This is a genomic window from Pseudomonas sp. CH235 (assembly GCF_004368175.1).
In the GTDB taxonomy this organism is placed as follows: domain Bacteria; phylum Pseudomonadota; class Gammaproteobacteria; order Pseudomonadales; family Pseudomonadaceae; genus Aquipseudomonas; species Aquipseudomonas paraglycinae.
Genome location: NZ_RRZJ01000005.1, coordinates 19,997 through 36,315, shown reverse-complemented (window position 1 = coordinate 36,315; position 16,319 = coordinate 19,997). Strand labels below are relative to the sequence as shown.

Genomic DNA, 16,319 nt, shown 5'->3' with positions numbered 1-16,319 from the left:
AGTCTGCCGGTTCTCTTTTTTGTCGCGGGGGTGATCGATGGCTTTCTTCGAAGTTGACGGACAGGCGCTTCACTACATTGATCAAGGCACAGGCCCGGCGGTGTTGCTGGCCGGCAGTTACCTGTGGGACCAGGCCATGTGGGCGCCGCAGATCGCTGCGCTGTCGCCGCACTATCGGGTGATTGCACTGGATCTGTGGGGGCACGGCGAATCCGGTCGCTTGCCTGAAGGCACCGCTTCGCTGGACGACATCGCCCGTCAGGCACTGGCGTTGCTCGATCATCTGGACATCGATCGGGTGACACTGGTCGGGCTGTCGGTCGGCGGCATGTGGGGCGTGCGTCTGGCGTTGTCGGCGCCGCAGCGGCTCAACGGTCTGGTGCTGATGGACACTTACGTAGGCGTCGAGCCGGAGCCGACTCGCCAGTACTATTTCTCGCTGTTCAAACAGATCGAGGAAAGCGGCGGGATCTCCGAGCAACTGCTGGATATCGTGGTGCCGATCTTTTTCCGCCCGGACATCGATCGAGAGTCGGCGCTGTATCAGGATTTCCGCGCCAAACTCGCCGGCTATTGCGCCGAACGCCTGCGCGAGAGCATCGTGCCGATGGGGCGCATCACTTTTGGCCGTGACGATCTGTTGCCGCGTCTGGGCGAGCTGAATGCGGCCACCACGCTGGTGGTCTGTGGCGATCAGGACAAGCCACGCCCGCCGTCGGAAGCACGGGAAATGGCTGAGCTGATTGGCTGTCCGTGTGTGCTGGTGCCGGAGGCAGGGCATATCTCCAATCTGGAGAATCCGGAGTTTGTGACCGACACGCTGCTGAAGTTTCTGGCTGAGCGGAAGTAACGAAAACGCCCACGCATTGCGTGGGCGTTTTTTTATTTCGGGCCGAGAATCTTCGCCAGTTTGTCCGGCGTCGGCGCGCCTTGCTGTTGTTGCAGCTCGCCCTTGTCGTCCATGTAGAAGATCGCCGGGGTGGCCTGCAAGTCCAGGTCTTCCATCAACTGCATGTTCGCCGCGAGTTTGGTCTGCACGGCGACCGGAATGTCCTTCAAGGCCTTGAGGGTGCTGGCCTTGCCGGCCTTCTCATGATCCTCCAGGGCCTTGCTCGGGTCTTTGGCGGCGAGCAGGGCGGCGGATTTGGCCGGGCTGTCTTCGCGGATGATGCCGACCATGATGTGCCGCAACTGCACCTTGCCGGCCTTGACCCATGGACGGGCCTGTTCCCAGAACATGTTGCAGTACGGGCAGTTCGGGTCGCTGAACAGATACACCGTGCGCGGCGCATCCTTGTTGCCGTCCTGAATCCAGTTGCTTGCTTCGAACTTGGCCCAGACTTCCTTGGCCATCGGCGCGTAGACCAGTTTTTGCAGCGGCGCGCTGCTCAGGTCATTGCCGTCGGCGTCGTACAGGTTGCCCAGCAGCACATGCTTGCCGTCCGGCGTCAGGTACAGCGCCATGCCGCGGTTCTGGTATTGCGCGGCGTAACCGCGCAAGCCGTCCGGCGCGTCGAACTGGCCGACGATTTTCGCGCCCTTGGCTTCGATCTTCTTGATCGCTTCAGGCAGTTCTTCGGCGGCCTGGACCGACGGCAAGTGCAGCAGGGCTGCGCTCATGGTCAGTGTCAGCAGGTGGCGGAGGCGGGGCATGGCAGTTTCCTTGAAGAAGAGGTGGCCGGGTTCGGACTGGAAGCCGGGGTATCGAAGTTTTCCAGGGCGCGGGCCAGGCTGGCGTTCGACAACTCGCCCAGATGGCTGCCCAGCAGGCGACCGTCCGGGCTATAGAACAGGGTAGTCGGCAGGGCCATGGAGCCCACGGCCTGGCCGAGACGTCCGCTGCGGTCGAACAGCACGTTGTTCAGGCTCAGGCCCTGGGTTTCGAGAAAAGTCGCAACGCTTTGCATGCTTTCGGCCTGGTTGACGAACAGGAACGTCAGGTCCGGGCGTTGTTGCTGGGCGTTTTCCAGCACCGGCATTTCCCGTCGGCACGGCGGGCACCAGGTGGCCCACAGATTGATCACCAGCGGCCCGCCCTGATAGTCGGTGAGTTTCACGGTTTCCCCGGCGGCGTTGCGCAGGGTGATGTCCGGCAGGCGTGTGCCTTGCTCGTAGATGTTCAGCGACAGGGTCGCCAGCACCCAGAACGCCACGCCGCTGACCACGCCGAAGCCCAGCGGTCGACGCAAACCCGGCCGGCGCCAGCCGCGATACAGCGCCGCCAGCAACAGCACGATCACCCCCGGCCAGGCGAGAAAACCGCCGTCGCGCAAGTCGATGATCTGCCAGAGATCGTTGCGATAGTGCCCCCAGTACATGGCGACAAACGCCATGCGCGCCGCCAGCATGCCGAGCAGAAACAGGCTGAACAGCGCCGACTCGGGGTTATCGCCACCGCGCTTGGCCACCCGCCAGCCGACGAAGGTTGCCAGCGCCAGAGCGCTGATCAGCAGCAGGTGATTGAGTGCAATGGCAAAGGTGCCGAGGGTGAAGGTCAGCATTAACGGGCGTCTCGGGTGGTGGTCCAGCGTTGCAGGAAAGTATCGGCATCGACCTCGCCGGTGATGCGCTGGCTGCGGCGCTCTTCGCCGTCGGCGCCGATCCACACGAAACTCGGTGGCCCCGGCACTTTATAACGGCCGAGCAGTTCGCGGCTGGCGGCATTGTCGGCGGTGACGTCGAGTCGGAGCAAGCGCACATCGCTCAGGGCCTGCATCACCCGTGCCTGGCCGAACACCTGTTTCTCCATGACTTTGCACGACGTGCACCAGTCGGCGTAGTAATCGAGCAGCACCCACTGGCCCTGCGCTTTGGCGGTGTCGAGCTCGCGTTGCAGGGCAGCGGGATCCTTGATCGTCGTGAAGGCTTCGTGGCCGCTGGGCGCCGCAGATCCGACACGGCCGGCGCTGTACACCTGCAACGGCTGATACGGATCGTCACTGCCACCCGCCGCACCGACCACCAGCAGACTGCCCCACAGACCCAGCAACAGCGAACCGGCACCGAACAACTGCGCCACGCGACCGAAGCCTTCTGACTGTTTCCAGGCACTGTAAGCGGCGATCAACAGCAGCGCGCCGCACAGACCCAGCCACAGCGACGGATCCAGCACCGGACGCAGCATCAGCAGCGCGGTGGCGAGGAACAGGAAACCGAACACGCCCTTGAGCAGGTTCATCCACGCGCCGGGTTTGGGCAGGAAGCGATTGCCGACGGTTACCAGCAACAATAGCGGTACGCCGATGCCGATCCCGAGGGCAAACAGAATCAGACCGCCGTGCAGCGCGTTGCCACTTTGCGCGATGTAAAGCAGGGCGCCCGCCAGCGGTGCGGTCATGCATGGGCCGACCAGCAGACCGGACAACGCGCCCAGTACGCCCGCGCCGACCAGACTGCCACCGCGTTGACTGCGCGAGGCATGTTCCAGTCGATCCCGCAGGGCCACCGGCAATTGCAGCTCGAAGAAGCCGAACATCGGCAGCGCCAGAACCACAAATACGGCCGCAAAAGTCCCGAGCAACCAAGGGTTCTGCAACCACGCCTGCAGGTTCGCCCCCAGCAGCGCAGCGATGACGCCCATCGCCGCATACACCAGCGCCATGCAAACCACATAACTGCCGGCCAGCGCGAAACCGCGACGCGGCGTGGCGCCGCTGCCGACTACCATGCCGGCCAGAATCGGCAGCATCGGCAATGAGCATGGAGCAAAGGCCAGCAGCAGACCGAGGCCGAAGAACACCAGCAGACTCCAGCCCAGCGAGTGCTGTTGCAGACCGCTGGCCAGTGCCTGATCCGGCGCTTCATCTGTCGTTGCTGCGGCTTTGCCGCCGAGGTCGATCACTCGGGTTTGTGGCGGATAGCAAAGGCCGGCGTCGGCGCAGCCCTGATAGCTGACCTTTATCTGGCCCGTGGCGGCTGCGGGAATCTTCAGTTCCAGACCCTGACGATAAACCGGCTGTTCGCCGAAATACTCGTCGCTGTGGGACTCGCCCTCCGGCAGGGCCGGGACGTTTTGTGTCGCCAGCCCATCGAACTTCAGACGCTTCTGGTACAGGTAATAACCGTCGGCGATTTGCCAGAACAGCTGGGTCTCACCGGAATCCAGACGCTCAGAGGTCAGTACGAATGCCTTGTCGACCGGCAGGAACTCCGGTTTTGACGCAAAGGGATCATTCCCTGCCTGAGCCAGACTCGAAATCAACAGTGCAAACAATAGAAAAAAATGACGCATGGAGGAGCCTTGTCCCTGTGCAATTGAGGGGCACAATGGGCGGCGGCGATTAACCGGTGATTAACCGGGTATATCCATGCGTCAAACCTGCGAGACGCTGCAGTATTGCAAACGAATGATGGAGTCAGAGACCCCGTGTCAGCCCGGCGAATGTACCGCTCACGTTGTGCACACCACCCTCGACTCGGCCTTTCTGCATGTTGTAAACCACGAACTGGTCATTGGTCAGGAAGATATACCAGAGGTTGTCGCTAAAGGTCGGATCAATCTGAGCCGCGGTAACAAGGCGATCTTTATAAAGTTCAAGTCCGGGCAGTACTGCTGTTGGATGGTGATTTACTTTTCGCGTTACAGTATCCAGCGTCAAGTGGGTCCCGTCATTCAACAAGAAGCGAAACAGATTTTTGTACCCGATGGCTTCCAGCCAAGTACCGGCAACGATTCTGTCGAAGTAGGGCAGGATCGGCGTCCACAGGGAGTTGGAAAGATTGTAAAAGGCATCAGCCTTTCCGGTGTCCTGGTTATAGGCGCAAACCATCGGGCGATCACCATTGTAAAAGAATAACCAGACAATATCCTTGTCGCCCGCCTGGGTCTGGGTGAAGCCGAACCGCAGATGCTTGGCATAGGCATCGAACCCTTCCCAGTGCCCCTTGATCGGTTTTGGATATTCGCCGGGTACTTCTTCGTCGCCATTGTTGTAGCAGGAAAAGGTTTCAGTATCTTTGAAGAAAAAGTAAATCCGGTCAGGGCCGGAGCGCCAGTCGATAGCAACAAAGTTGTTGAGTTTGGACATTTGATAGTTCCTTGGAATAGATAATTGGTTGTTCGGTGTTGTAGTAAGTGTGGTGTTTGTATGTTCTGCAGTTGAAGGTTAACGTGATAAATAACTTTTGCGCACTGATTATGTGATTGCCATTTGTGTCGCTTTGAACTTGATAAGTTATTGTCTGTTGGTTTTTAGTTGTCATCGCGATAATCGCTATTGAGAAAACCATTGCCCGCAGTCGTATACATCGGGATCATGCTTTTCCTTGGCGCGGGCAGTGTCCATAATTGCCGCTTAATCCTCTCCTGCTTGAATCGCGTTTTTTCTCATGGAGCTCCCATGCACGTACTGGTTTGCGAAGACGATGAGTTGATCGCCAGCGGGATCGTCGCCGGGCTGACGGCGCAAGGCCTGACGGTCGAGCACGTCAACACCGCCTCCAAGGCGCGGGCGATTCTCAAGGTTGCCGAGTTCGACGTGATGGTGCTCGATCTCGGCCTGCCGGACGAAGATGGCCTCAAACTGCTGCAGCAACTGCGCCAGCAGGGCCTGGAGATTCCGGTACTGATCCTTACCGCGCGGGACTCGGTCACCGACCGTGTCGACGGTTTGCAGTCCGGTGCCGATGACTATCTGCTTAAGCCTTTCGATCTGCGCGAATTGTTCGCGCGTCTGCAAACCCTGCTGCGCCGGGTAGCCGGGCGCAGTGTCAACCTGATCGAACACGGTGCGCTGACCTACGACCCGAGCAGTCGTGAAACCACGCTGGCGGGCCGTCCGGTGGACCTGTCCCGTCGTGAACAATCCCTGCTGCAAGCCTTGCTGCACAACCGTGGCCGGGTGCTGTCCACCGAGCAGTTGAAGGACAGCGTCTACGGTTTCAACGATGAACTGGAGAGCAATGCGCTCAACGTGCACATCCATCACCTGCGCAGCAAACTGGGCAAGGGCATCGTCGAAACCGTGCGCGGTCTGGGTTATCGCCTGGGCCCGGCCGATGGCGGAGAAACTGACAAGTGATGAGTCTGCGCCTGCGTCTGAGCCTGACTCTCGGCGCTGCGTTCGCGCTGATCTGGGCCCTGGCGGCCGCCTGGATGCTCAGCGACCTGCGCAACCAGATGATGTTTTCCCTCGACCAGCGCCTGGTGGCGTCGGCGCGGATGGTCGCCGGATTGCTGGAACAATTGCCGGCCATCCCGAGCAAAGGCGAAGGCACTCACTTCAGCGCCGAGCAACTGAACATTCCCGGCGGCATGGCCTGTCAGGTCAGCTCGTTGCGCGGGGAAATTCTTGCCCGCAGCCACAACAATCCGGAACAGGCGCTGGAAGCGCAGAAAATGGGTTTCCACGATCAGATGATCGATGGCGCGCCTTGGCGCAGCTTCACCCTGGCTCGGGGCGATGTGCGAATTACCACTGCCGACCGGGTCATCGAGCGCGAAGCCCTGAACATGTCGATCCTGCTGGCGGCCTCGGTGCCGGTGGGCGTGGCGCTGCTCGGCTGCCTGTGCCTGTTGTGGCTGGGGATCGGTCAGGGCCTGGCGCCGCTCAATCGCTTGCGTGAAGCCTTGATGCGTCGCAACGCGGATTCGCTCGAACCTTTGCAGTTGCAGTCATTCCCCAGCGAATTGAAACCGCTGCTCGAAACCCAGAATCAGTTGTTCCAGCGCATCGGCAAGACCATCGAACGCGAACGTCGCCTGACCGGCGATGCCGCCCATGAACTGCGCAGCCCGCTGACGGCGATCAAGACCCACCTGCAAGTGGCGCGCATGACCGAAGGCAGTGCCCGCGATCAGTCCCTGGCCCGGGCCGAGGAGGGCGCCGACCGCCTGCACCGGACCCTTGAGCAATTGCTGTTGCTGGCGCGGGTCGAGGGCAGTCTGTCGTTCGACGACGGTGTGCAGTGCAGCGCCGAACAGGTGGCGAAACTGGCGATTCAGGATTCGGCCAGTGACCAGCGCCAGCGCATCAAGCTGCACCTGCCTGAGCGATTGTCCGATGCGCCCCTGCAAATGCCGGCGGTGCTGTCGATCGCGGCTCTGCGTAATCTGTTGGACAACGCCCTGCGCCACACGCCGACCGACGGCGCGGTGGAGTTGAGCCTGGAAACCATCGCCAATCGTGTGCGTTTCGTGGTGCGCGATCATGGGCCGGGCATTGCCCCGGACGATCTGCAACACTTGACCCAGCGCTTCTGGCGCAACGGCCAGAGCACCGGCTGCGGACTGGGGCTGGCGATTGTCCAGGCCATCGTTCAGCGCTGCGCCTGCACCCTGCATTTCGACAGCCGCCCGGATGGTTTGCGGGTCGAGCTGACGATGCCGCTGCAACCGGTCTGAAAGGTTGCCAGGCACATCAAATGTAACCTCTCTCCATTAGTCATCCGCCGGCCGCGACGTTATTGTCGCCCCTGCCTTTGACTCAATGGATTGAGGGAAACAGCGCCATGGAAGCACCCATCCACATCTGTCCCGCCACATCCGCCGACGCCGGCATCATCAGCCGGATTCTCGAGCGCTCGATCCGTGTCGGTTGCGCGCTCGATCATCGCAACGATCCCCAACTGGTCGACCGCTGGGTTCGCCGACAATCGGCGGAACACATCAGCGGCTGGCTCGCCGATCCGCATCTCTATCTGAATATCGCGCTTCTTCACGATAAGCCGGTCGGGGTCGGCATGGCCGCCGCCAATGGCGAGATCACGTTTTGTCATGTGCAGCCGGAGTGGTTTCGTCGGGGCGCGGGCCGCGCGCTGGTGGGCGATCTCGAGGGTTGGCTGAGGATTCGCGGCCGGCCTTGCGTCACGCTCGCCAGCACGCGAACCGGCGAGGCGTTCTACCGGCGCCTGGGGTATCGCGAAGCGGCGTCTGCCTTCACGCATCACGGCGTTTTGAGCCTGCCGATGCACAAGCCGCTGGCATTGTCGGCCTGACATTCGATCAAGGGTGTAAATCCTCGACACGCTGGTGCGTTTCCAGAACAGGAAAACCTGCATGTGCGCCCCGCGACCGGAACGCGCACCTGCCCGGTGTGCAGTTTTGGTCACTATCCATAGCGTATTGAGGGGTCGAGAGATGTCAGTCGCCACCAGTCTTATTGAAGAGTCGTCGGCCCGGATCGCCTCCGCGCCGGCTGAAACGCTGTATCAGTTCAATGAATCACCGTTGCTGGCCCGGCAGAGCCAGCAGGAATCCAATGCCCGCAGCTACCCGCGCCGAATTCCGCTGGCACTGAAGCGCGCCAAGGGCCTGTACGTCGAAGACGTCGAAGGCCGTACCTTCATCGATTGCCTGGCCGGTGCCGGCACTCTGGCGCTGGGGCATAACCACCCGGTGGTGATCGAGGCGATCCAGCAGGTGCTGGCCGATGAGCTGCCGCTGCACACCCTGGACCTGACCACGCCGGTGAAAGACCAATTCGTTCAGGACCTGTTCGGCCTGCTGCCTCCAGCATTGGCCAAGGAAGCGAAAATCCAGTTCTGCGGCCCGACCGGCACCGACGCCGTGGAAGCTGCGCTGAAACTGGTGCGCACCGCCACCGGGCGCAGCACCGTACTGTCGTTTTCCGGCGGTTATCACGGCATGAGCCAGGGCGCCTTGAGTCTGATGGGCAGCCTCGGTCCGAAGAAACCGTTGGGCGCATTGCTCAGCACCGGCGTGCAATTCATGCCGTTCCCGTACGACTACCGCTGCCCGTTCGGCCTCGGTGGCGCGGCGGGTGTGAAGGCCAACCTGAGTTACCTGGAAAACCTGCTCAATGATCCCGAGGCCGGCGTGCAATTGCCGGCCGCAGTCATCGTTGAAGCGGTGCAGGGCGAGGGCGGTGTGATCCCGGCTGACATCGAGTGGCTGCGCGGTCTGCGCCGCATCACCGAGAAGGCCGGCGTCGCATTGATCATCGACGAAATCCAGAGCGGTTTCGCCCGTACCGGCAAGATGTTTGCCTTCGAGCACGCCGGCATCACCCCGGACGTGGTGGTGCTGTCCAAAGCCATCGGCGGCAGCCTGCCGCTGGCCGTGGTGGTTTATCGCGACTGGCTCGACACCTGGCAGCCGGGCGCCCACGCCGGTACGTTCCGTGGCAATCAGATGGCGATGGCCGCCGGCTCTGCCGTGATGCGTTACCTGGTCGAGCACAAGGTCTGCGAACACGCCGCCGCCATGGGCGAACGCCTGAGCGAGCATCTGCACATCCTGCAGCGTGACTTCCCGCAGCTGGGCGACATTCGCGGTCGTGGCCTGATGCTCGGTGTCGAACTGGTCGATCCGAACGGCACGCCGGACGCACTGGGCCATCCACCGGCGTTTGCGCGTCTGGCGCCGCTGGTTCAGCGCGAATGCCTCAAGCGCGGGCTGATTCTGGAGCTGGGCGGTCGGCATGGTGCGGTGGTGCGATTCCTGCCGCCGCTGGTGATCACCGCCGCGGAAATCGACCGCGTCGCCGAGATCTTCGGCCGTGCGTTGAGCGCCGCGACCGCCGGCCTGTAAATTTTTCGCCGCGTCGAACGTTCTTTCTACATACCCGGCTGCACCCGTCGTGCAGCCCACCCTTACAGCGATGGAGACACAGCATGACGTCAGTATTCGACCGCGAGGACATCCTCTTTCAAGTCGTGGTCAACCACGAAGAGCAGTATTCGATCTGGCCGGACTACAAGGCCGTGCCGGAAGGCTGGCGCACCGTCGGCAAGAGTGGCCTGAAAAAGGAATGCCTGGCCTACATCGAAGAAGTCTGGACCGACATGCGTCCGCTGAGCCTGCGCCAGAAGATGGAAGCGCAAGCGGCTGCACAGTAAGTCTTCAGGCAAAAAGAAACCCGCTGAACCGGGAACGGTCAGCGGGTTTTTTCATGTCGATCGTTCCCACCCAGACGGTGATCGTTCCCACGCTCTGCGTGGGAATGCCTCATTGGACGCTCCGCGTCCGCTTCGCAAGGGACGCGGAGCGTCCCGGGCTGCATTCCCACGCGGAGCGTGGGAACGATCAACGGGGGGGCAACTGGCCTTAGGCGCCGCTCAGGCCCTTGAGCAGGACATCCACATTGCCTTCCAGCTCTGCCACCGGATCCGCTGCATCGGTGCTCAGCACCAGCAGATGACTGCCCGATTCGGCAATCGCCGCTTTCACCGCGTCTGACGGCTGCCGATGGTGCAGCACCACTGCCACGTCATTGTCTTTCAGGGTGGCGGTGAGTTTTTTCAGATCCTCCGGCGTCCATTCGGCATCCGCGCGGGCATCCTGTCCGATCAATTCCAGATTGAGGCTGCCGATCAGGTAACCGAAGTGATCGCTCAGGCTCATCACGCTCAGGTTGTCGGCACTGGCCAGACGCGCCTCGCTGTCGGCACTGAGTTTCAGCAGGCGCTGTTTCAGTGCCGCCAGATTGGCCTCGATCTTCGGTTTGTCCTTCGGTGCCAGGCGCACCAGGTCCGCCGCCATCACGTCGGCCATGCGCCCCATGTTGTTGCTCGCCAGCCACGGCTGGCTGTTCAAACCGTCGACCTTGAGCCCCGGTTGCACGGCAATGCCGGGCAGGGCGCCGTCCACCGGGCGGGCAGCGTCGACTTCGACGATGCGGATGTTGCTGCGGCGGGCGATCGGATACAGCGGGTCATCGGCCCACAGCGAGCGCACGCCGATCACGGCATCGGCGCCAGTGGCCAGTTTGCTCAGCGCCGGGGCGCCGCGACCGGTGAAATAGGCGGTCTGGCGGCTGCCCGGCAGATTCGCTGGCGCCGCACGTTCGAGGCTGATGTCGGTGCCCTTGAGCAGGACTTCACCCAGACCATAAGTGATGGGCAACGAGGCCAGCACTCGCAACGGTTTCTCGGCAGCCAGCAGAGGGCTTGAAACTGCACCGCTGAGGGCGATGGCCAGAGTCAGTTTTCGTAATGAAAAAGCCATTTATCCAAGGTTCCCTTTCAGACTGGGGACGACGCCCCGGGCAATCGCGGCGAGGGCGAAGGCGATACCGGCGACCAGGATGATCGCGGCGCCGGACGGAATCGGCAGGTCGAACACGATCGGCGCGAGAATCCCGCACAGCGTGCTGATCGTGGCAATCAGCACCGAACACCAGAAAAAGCCTTTGAGCGACTGGCTGAGCAGACGTGCTGCCGCCGCCGGAATCACCAGCAGCGCACCGACCAGAATCGCACCGATGACTTTCACTGCAGCAACCGTAATCAGCGTCACCAGAATCACGAACAGGTAATCCAGGGTCTTCACCGCGACGCCGCGCACCGCCGCCAGTTGCGGATTGAAGCTGGCCAGCATGATCCGGTTGTACAGCGGCAGGGCCAGCGCCATGACCAGCGAGCCGACAATCGCCAGCACCAGCAGGTCGTTGCCGTTGACGGTCAGCACCGAGCCGAACAGCACGTTTTCCAGAATGTGCACGTTGATCTTGCCCGCCAGAATCAGCAGCAGGCTGGCGCCTAAAGCGAGAGACACGGATAGGAACACGCCAATCAATGTGTCGGGTGCCAGACCGGTGCGGTTGCGCAGGTAGTTGAGCAAAATGCCGAACAGCAGGCAGTAACCGAACAGGCTGCCGTACGGCCCGGTGTAGGGCTCGCCGAGCAGGATGCCGATGGCCACGCCGGTCAACGCCGCGTGACCCACCGCCTCTGAGAAAAACGCGAAGCGCTTGACCACCACCAGCGTGCCGAGGCCACCGAGCACCGGGCCGATCAGCAGACCGGCAAGCAAGGCGTTGACCACAAACCCATAGGCCAGGGCTTCCGGCAGGTAACCGGAAGAGGCCCAGCCTTGCACCATCAAACGAAAGGCTTCGTAACTCATCAGGCAGCGCTCCGTGGATGGGTCGAGAACAGGGTCAGCAGGCGTTCCGGGGTCAGGGCCTGTTGCGGTGTGGCGTCGAACAGCACGCGGCGGTTGAGGCCGGTGACGCGATTGGCCAGACGCCCGACCGCTTCCAGATCGTGCTCGATCCACAGCACCGTGATGCCTGCCGCACGCCAGTCGCCGAGCAGGCGTTCGAACACCTGGATCCCGGCTTCGTCGAGGGCTGACATCGGCTCATCCAGCACCAGCAATTGCGGTGTCGGAATCAGGCCCTGAGCAAGCAGTACCCGCTGGCGTTCGCCACCGGACAGCGCACCCATCCGGCGCTTGCGCTTGTCCTTCATGCCGACCCGCTCCAGCGCATCACCGATAGCGCCGGCGTAGCGTTTGCTCAAACCGAGAAAGGCCGGGCGACGCTGACACATGGCGGCCATAAAATCATCGACGGTCATCGGCAGACCCCGATCGAATTCCAGCGCCTGCGGCACGTAACCGATGGTGCCGGGTTCGCCGGGCCATTGCAGACTGAGCCGGCCGTGATGGGGCATCTGCCCGAGCAGGGTCTTGATCAGCGAACTCTTGCCACCGCCGTTGGGGCCGACCAGCGCATGCACGCTGCCGGGCTGCACCTGGAAGGTGACTTTGTCGAGGATCGTCGTGCGGCCGAGGGTCAGGCTGACGTCGGCGAAATCCAGGGTCGGGCCGCTGCTGGCTATCGACAGGTTTTCCTGAGCCGTCATGCGCCGGACTCCTGAATCGCCCGCACCACGGTGTTGAGGTTGCCGGTCATTTCCTTTTCGTACTTGTCGGCGGTGTATTCGCCATAGGAAATGTGCGACAGCGGGTACAGCCTCACACCGGATTCGCGCTGGATGGTTTCGACGTAGGTGGACGGGAAATCCATCTCGGAGAAGATCACCTTCACGTCCAGCTCGCGCAGTTGGTCGATGGTTTTCTTCAACTGGCTCGGGCTCGGCTCGATGCCGTGGGCCGGCTCGACCACGGCGGTGACTTCCAGACCGAATTCGCGCAGCAGGTAGTCATAAGCGGCGTGCACCGTGGCTACTCGCAGTTCGGCGTTCGGCGCCTGGGTCAGTTTGGCCAGGGCGTCGGCGCGCATCTGCCGCAGGCGTTTGCCGTAGGCGCGGGCGTTCTGGGTGTAGGTCTTGGCGTTATCCGGGTCGAGCTTGCCCAGTTCCCGGGCGATGTTGTTGACCTGGGCAATCGAGGCACTGATCGACAGGAACGTGTGCGGGTTCACCACTTTGCCGGCGCCGCGCGCAGCAACCCCGGTGGCGGCCAGCAACGGCACGTTTTCGTTGGCTTCGATGGTCTTGATGTTCGGCGTTTCGCTGGCGGCGATCATGCGGTCGGCGAAGTCGTCATGGCCGACGCCGTTGAGCACGATCACGTCCAGCCCGCTGATGCGCTTGATGTCTTCGGCGCGCGGCTCGTAGGCGTGCGGGTTGAAACCGGCGGGAATCAGTGGCACGACCTCGGCCTTGTCGCCGACGATGTTCGCCACATAGCTGTAATACGGATGCAGGGTGATGCCGATGCGCAGGCGCTTGGCCTGATCGGCGCTGGCCAGCGGGCTCAGCAGGCAGGCGCACAGACCGATCAGCAGCAGGCGCAGGAAAGGACGGCGTTGAGATGAACTAGGCATGGGCAAGCGGTCTTCTCTCGAATGAAGGCGAGGGTTCAATGACGATGTTCGCGGGTCACCCCGGCATCGAATTGCGCGACGATCTGTTTCCAGCCGGCGGCGGACAGCGCTGCGTCGGACAGGTCTGCTGGCGCTTGCAGGTCGGTGGCGCGGTTGAGCCAGATGTCCGGCGCAGCGTCGTCGGCTACGTTGAGGCGCATCAGAAACGAACCGGCCACGGCTGGTGCCTGGCTGTGGCCGAAGTAGGCGCGGTCGGCCAGCAACTGCCAGGCATGACCACCACGACTGACCGAACTGGCGTCCTGGGCAAACGGGGCGAAACCTTCGTCCGCCAGGTTCTGCGGGGTCGGCAGTGTTTGCTGTTCTTCGCGCAACAGGTGGATCTCGTCGAGGGTCACCCGCAGATCCGCATAGATGCCTTGCTCGCTGGCGCCTAGGTCGCGGCGGGCGTCCAGTTGATGGCTGGAAACCGGCTCCGGTTCGTGGGAAACGCCGCGCCATGCGACTACCGATCCGGCGACGGTGAGGATCAACAGACACATCAGCAGCACATTGAGGGTTTCGTGCCCGGCACCGGCCGGGCGTACAACCTGGGTGGTCGGCGTGGTCATGGGGCTTCGATATCCGCTTGGTCGATTTCGACCACGTGGCCGGGACCTGCGTCGAACAGCACGTAGAACTCGGCGCCGGGTTTCTTGAAGGTCAGGGTCGAGTCGGCGCCGAGCTTGCCCGGCACCAGAATGGTTTCGTCATAGCCGATCACGTCGAGGGTTACCCCCGGCGCGCCGCTGCCGTCGGAGAAGCCGCCGGTGCATTTGATCTGCTCGGCGTCGATGGCCTTGCACTCGCACATCGGGTTGTGGGCCAGGGCGCCTGTGCTGAAACCGGCAGACAGCACCACCAAGGCAGCGCTCAGCTGCAGGCGGAAGGGGCGTTGGGCATGACTCATGGTTTGGCTCCTTGTTTGTTCAGCCAGGCGAGGGTGGCAGGCGAGGCCTGGCGCAGCGGAATCGAGGCCTGGTGCATGCTGCCGTCCCAGCCTTCCATGGTGATCCACAGTTCGGCGTCGGCAGCGGTTTTTTCCGGCACCGGCAACTGGGTGCCCATGCGGTACGGCGTGCCGAAGAAAATCACCCCGGCCGCGCGCAGGCTGCGAGGTTTGCCGATGCGCAGGTACGTCGCCTTGACGTGGTCGACACAGGCGTCGCAGAGGGCGGCGCTGAAATCTTTCATGTAGCCGGCGGGGCCGGTCAGGATCGGGGCCTGATTGCGCAGTTCGGCCAGTCGCAGGCTCCAGGGGCCGACCTGGATTTCGCCGATCTCCCGTTCACCCAGTCCGCTGTCACCACGAAACAGCGAAGCATCGGCGAAGTATTTGGGCATGAAACCGAGCGGGATCAGCAGCAACAGGACGTTGAGGTGGAAACGCCATTTGTGCCAGAACCGGTTCAGGCGCGACGGTGGTGTTATTCCAATGTGGCTCACGGACGCACCTCCGAAGGTTCATGTCGGGACGTCGATCGCGGCGCGACCTTGCGGTTTCTCTTGTCTTCGCGTTTGAGTGCGTTGAGCGTGGCCAGGGCGGTGCGCTTGGTCCAGATCAGCAGGCCGCTGAGAACCATCATGCTCAGCAGCAGGCCGAAGAAGAACCAGATCAGCTTGATCCAGATTCCGCCGAAATCGCCGGTGTGCAGCGGACGCATCGATTCGGTGACGAACTCCAGGGCGGAGCGGTCGGACAGCAGGCGCGAGGCGGCAATGTCACCGTTGTAAGGATTGAGCGTGGCGGTCTGGAACATCAGTGGATACCAGCCACGACCACCGACACTCATGTGGCTGTAGGCGTTGCCGGGCAGGCTGACGAAACTGGCTTCCAGCCCCGGGATCTTTTGTTGAGCGATCTCGATGGCCGAGTCGAGACTGATCCGCGGTGGCGGTGTGCCGTCGGCGGAGATCGGCACACTTTCCCTGGACATCGCCGGGATGATCGGTTCGCTGGAAATGGAAATCTGGAAGTCGAACAGCAGGGCGCGGATCAGGAACCACACGCCGGTAATGGAAATCACCGCGATGAACCAGATCGACCAGATGCCGCTGAGGCGGTGAAAGTCGCCCCAGAAAATCCGCGCACCGTGGCGAATGCGCAGGGTCGGGCGGAAAAAGCCTTTCCAGAAGCGCTTGTACACCACCAGCCCGGTTACCAGCGAAGCGAGCATCGGCAGGCCGAGGAACGACACCAGATACCAGCCCCAGCTGAAGCCGTTGGTGAACGGCACCAGCCACCAGCCATGCAGTGCGCGGGTGAACGCCTTGAAGTTGAAGGTTGGCGCGGGGCCCTGGATGACCCCGGTGTACGGGTTGACGTAGACCGTCAGCGAACGCCCGTCGGGGTAGCTGACCTCGACGTCGAGGGCAAAGTGCGATTCGTCCGGACGACTGATGCTTTGCACCACGGTCTGCGGTTCGGCCTTCTTGATCGCGGCCAGGACCTGATCGTAGCTGAGCAACGGTGCTTCGTCCGATGGGGCACTGGCGCGCATTTGCGGGTTGGCCAGCCAGACGATTTCCTGGCTGACCACTGCCAGGGTGCCGGTGACGCAGACGATCAGAACGAAAAACCAGATCGGCAACGCTAGCCAGCTGTGTACCAGGAACCACAGTTTCGAGCGGGATTTCTTCGACATGATGACGGGTCTTGTTTCAGTGAGAGGGAGCGGTACTACGGGCTTCGCAGCACGGGAGTCCCCTGAAAGGCCGGTCGTGGCTTTTGCCTACGCGACCAGCCCGCATTTCTATAAGACGGATGACCGAAGCAAATCCCGATAAAACATATGAAAGTAAATG

At 62.2% G+C, this 16,319-nt stretch carries 18 protein-coding genes; 6 read left to right on the top strand and 12 right to left on the bottom strand.

Annotated features, from left to right (window positions below; genetic code table 11):
• Window positions 1-37 precede the first annotated feature (37 nt).
• A complete protein-coding gene (locus EIY71_RS07310; RefSeq protein WP_134021155.1) occupies window positions 38-850 on the top strand; it encodes an alpha/beta fold hydrolase in 813 nt (270 codons plus the stop codon).
• Window positions 851-882: 32 nt separating this feature from the next.
• Here EIY71_RS07310 and dsbG read toward each other — a convergent pair whose 3' ends face one another.
• The 4 genes from dsbG to EIY71_RS07290 form a co-directional block, all read right to left on the bottom strand.
• Complete coding sequence (dsbG, locus tag EIY71_RS07305) at window positions 883-1,653, bottom strand: thiol:disulfide interchange protein DsbG (RefSeq protein WP_007955786.1); 771 nt, start codon at window positions 1,651-1,653, stop codon at window positions 883-885.
• Window positions 1,629-2,501: a TlpA disulfide reductase family protein gene (locus EIY71_RS07300; protein ID WP_064378572.1), complete on the bottom strand. Its 873-nt coding sequence runs from the start codon at window positions 2,499-2,501 to the stop codon at window positions 1,629-1,631. Before EIY71_RS07300 ends, dsbG begins: the two co-directional genes overlap by 25 nt.
• Complete coding sequence (dsbD, locus tag EIY71_RS07295; RefSeq protein ID WP_085744933.1) at window positions 2,501-4,231, bottom strand: protein-disulfide reductase DsbD; 1,731 nt, start codon at window positions 4,229-4,231, stop codon at window positions 2,501-2,503. Before dsbD ends, EIY71_RS07300 begins: the two co-directional genes overlap by 1 nt.
• 124 nt (window positions 4,232-4,355) lie before the next feature.
• The gene (locus tag EIY71_RS07290) at window positions 4,356-5,027 is read right to left on the bottom strand and encodes a hypothetical protein (RefSeq protein WP_085744932.1); all 672 of its coding nucleotides are present in this window, start codon (window positions 5,025-5,027) and stop codon (window positions 4,356-4,358) included.
• A 312-nt stretch (window positions 5,028-5,339) separates the two neighbouring features.
• Between EIY71_RS07290 and EIY71_RS07285 the strand changes: the two genes are divergently transcribed.
• The 5 genes from EIY71_RS07285 to EIY71_RS07265 all read left to right on the top strand — a co-directional run bounded on the left by EIY71_RS07285 (window position 5,340) and on the right by EIY71_RS07265 (window position 9,798).
• A complete protein-coding gene (locus EIY71_RS07285) occupies window positions 5,340-6,020 on the top strand; it encodes a response regulator (protein ID WP_064378569.1) in 681 nt (226 codons plus the stop codon).
• Entirely contained in the window at window positions 6,020-7,342 is a 1,323-nt protein-coding gene (locus EIY71_RS07280; protein ID WP_085744931.1) for an ATP-binding protein, read from the top strand. The genes EIY71_RS07285 and EIY71_RS07280 overlap by 1 nt, the downstream gene beginning before the upstream one ends.
• A gap of 107 nt (window positions 7,343-7,449) precedes the next feature.
• Window positions 7,450-7,935: a GNAT family N-acetyltransferase gene (locus EIY71_RS07275; RefSeq protein ID WP_102686434.1), complete on the top strand. Its 486-nt coding sequence runs from the start codon at window positions 7,450-7,452 to the stop codon at window positions 7,933-7,935.
• A gap of 142 nt (window positions 7,936-8,077) precedes the next feature.
• Window positions 8,078-9,490 carry an aspartate aminotransferase family protein gene (locus EIY71_RS07270; protein WP_085744929.1) on the top strand — a complete coding sequence of 471 codons (1,413 nt, stop codon included), beginning with the start codon at window positions 8,078-8,080 and terminating at the stop codon, window positions 9,488-9,490.
• 83 nt (window positions 9,491-9,573) lie between these two features.
• On the top strand, window positions 9,574-9,798 hold the full coding sequence (locus EIY71_RS07265) for an MbtH family protein (protein ID WP_007917715.1): 225 nt from the start codon (window positions 9,574-9,576) through the stop codon (window positions 9,796-9,798).
• Window positions 9,799-10,006: 208 nt separating this feature from the next.
• Here EIY71_RS07265 and EIY71_RS07260 read toward each other — a convergent pair whose 3' ends face one another.
• Genes EIY71_RS07260 through EIY71_RS07225 form a run of 8 tightly spaced genes read right to left on the bottom strand, consistent with a single transcriptional unit; the run spans window position 10,007 to window position 16,159 of the window.
• On the bottom strand, window positions 10,007-10,906 hold the full coding sequence (locus EIY71_RS07260) for a metal ABC transporter solute-binding protein, Zn/Mn family (RefSeq protein WP_134021152.1): 900 nt from the start codon (window positions 10,904-10,906) through the stop codon (window positions 10,007-10,009).
• Window positions 10,907-11,806, bottom strand: a complete 900-nt coding sequence (locus EIY71_RS07255; protein ID WP_033059198.1) for a metal ABC transporter permease — start codon at window positions 11,804-11,806, stop codon at window positions 10,907-10,909. It lies immediately after the preceding gene.
• On the bottom strand, window positions 11,806-12,549 hold the full coding sequence (locus EIY71_RS07250; protein WP_134021149.1) for a metal ABC transporter ATP-binding protein: 744 nt from the start codon (window positions 12,547-12,549) through the stop codon (window positions 11,806-11,808). Before EIY71_RS07250 ends, EIY71_RS07255 begins: the two co-directional genes overlap by 1 nt.
• Window positions 12,546-13,475 carry a metal ABC transporter substrate-binding protein gene (locus EIY71_RS07245; protein ID WP_134021147.1) on the bottom strand — a complete coding sequence of 310 codons (930 nt, stop codon included), beginning with the start codon at window positions 13,473-13,475 and terminating at the stop codon, window positions 12,546-12,548. The genes EIY71_RS07250 and EIY71_RS07245 overlap by 4 nt, the downstream gene beginning before the upstream one ends.
• 35 nt (window positions 13,476-13,510) lie before the next feature.
• On the bottom strand, window positions 13,511-14,086 hold the full coding sequence (locus EIY71_RS07240; RefSeq protein WP_085744925.1) for a DUF6162 family protein: 576 nt from the start codon (window positions 14,084-14,086) through the stop codon (window positions 13,511-13,513).
• Entirely contained in the window at window positions 14,083-14,424 is a 342-nt protein-coding gene (locus EIY71_RS07235) for a hypothetical protein (protein ID WP_102686429.1), read from the bottom strand. Before EIY71_RS07235 ends, EIY71_RS07240 begins: the two co-directional genes overlap by 4 nt.
• Window positions 14,421-14,960 carry a thiamine pyrophosphate-binding protein gene (locus EIY71_RS07230; RefSeq protein ID WP_102686428.1) on the bottom strand — a complete coding sequence of 180 codons (540 nt, stop codon included), beginning with the start codon at window positions 14,958-14,960 and terminating at the stop codon, window positions 14,421-14,423. Before EIY71_RS07230 ends, EIY71_RS07235 begins: the two co-directional genes overlap by 4 nt.
• Window positions 14,957-16,159: a PepSY domain-containing protein gene (locus tag EIY71_RS07225; RefSeq protein ID WP_134021144.1), complete on the bottom strand. Its 1,203-nt coding sequence runs from the start codon at window positions 16,157-16,159 to the stop codon at window positions 14,957-14,959. The genes EIY71_RS07230 and EIY71_RS07225 overlap by 4 nt, the downstream gene beginning before the upstream one ends.
• Window positions 16,160-16,319 lie beyond the last annotated feature (160 nt).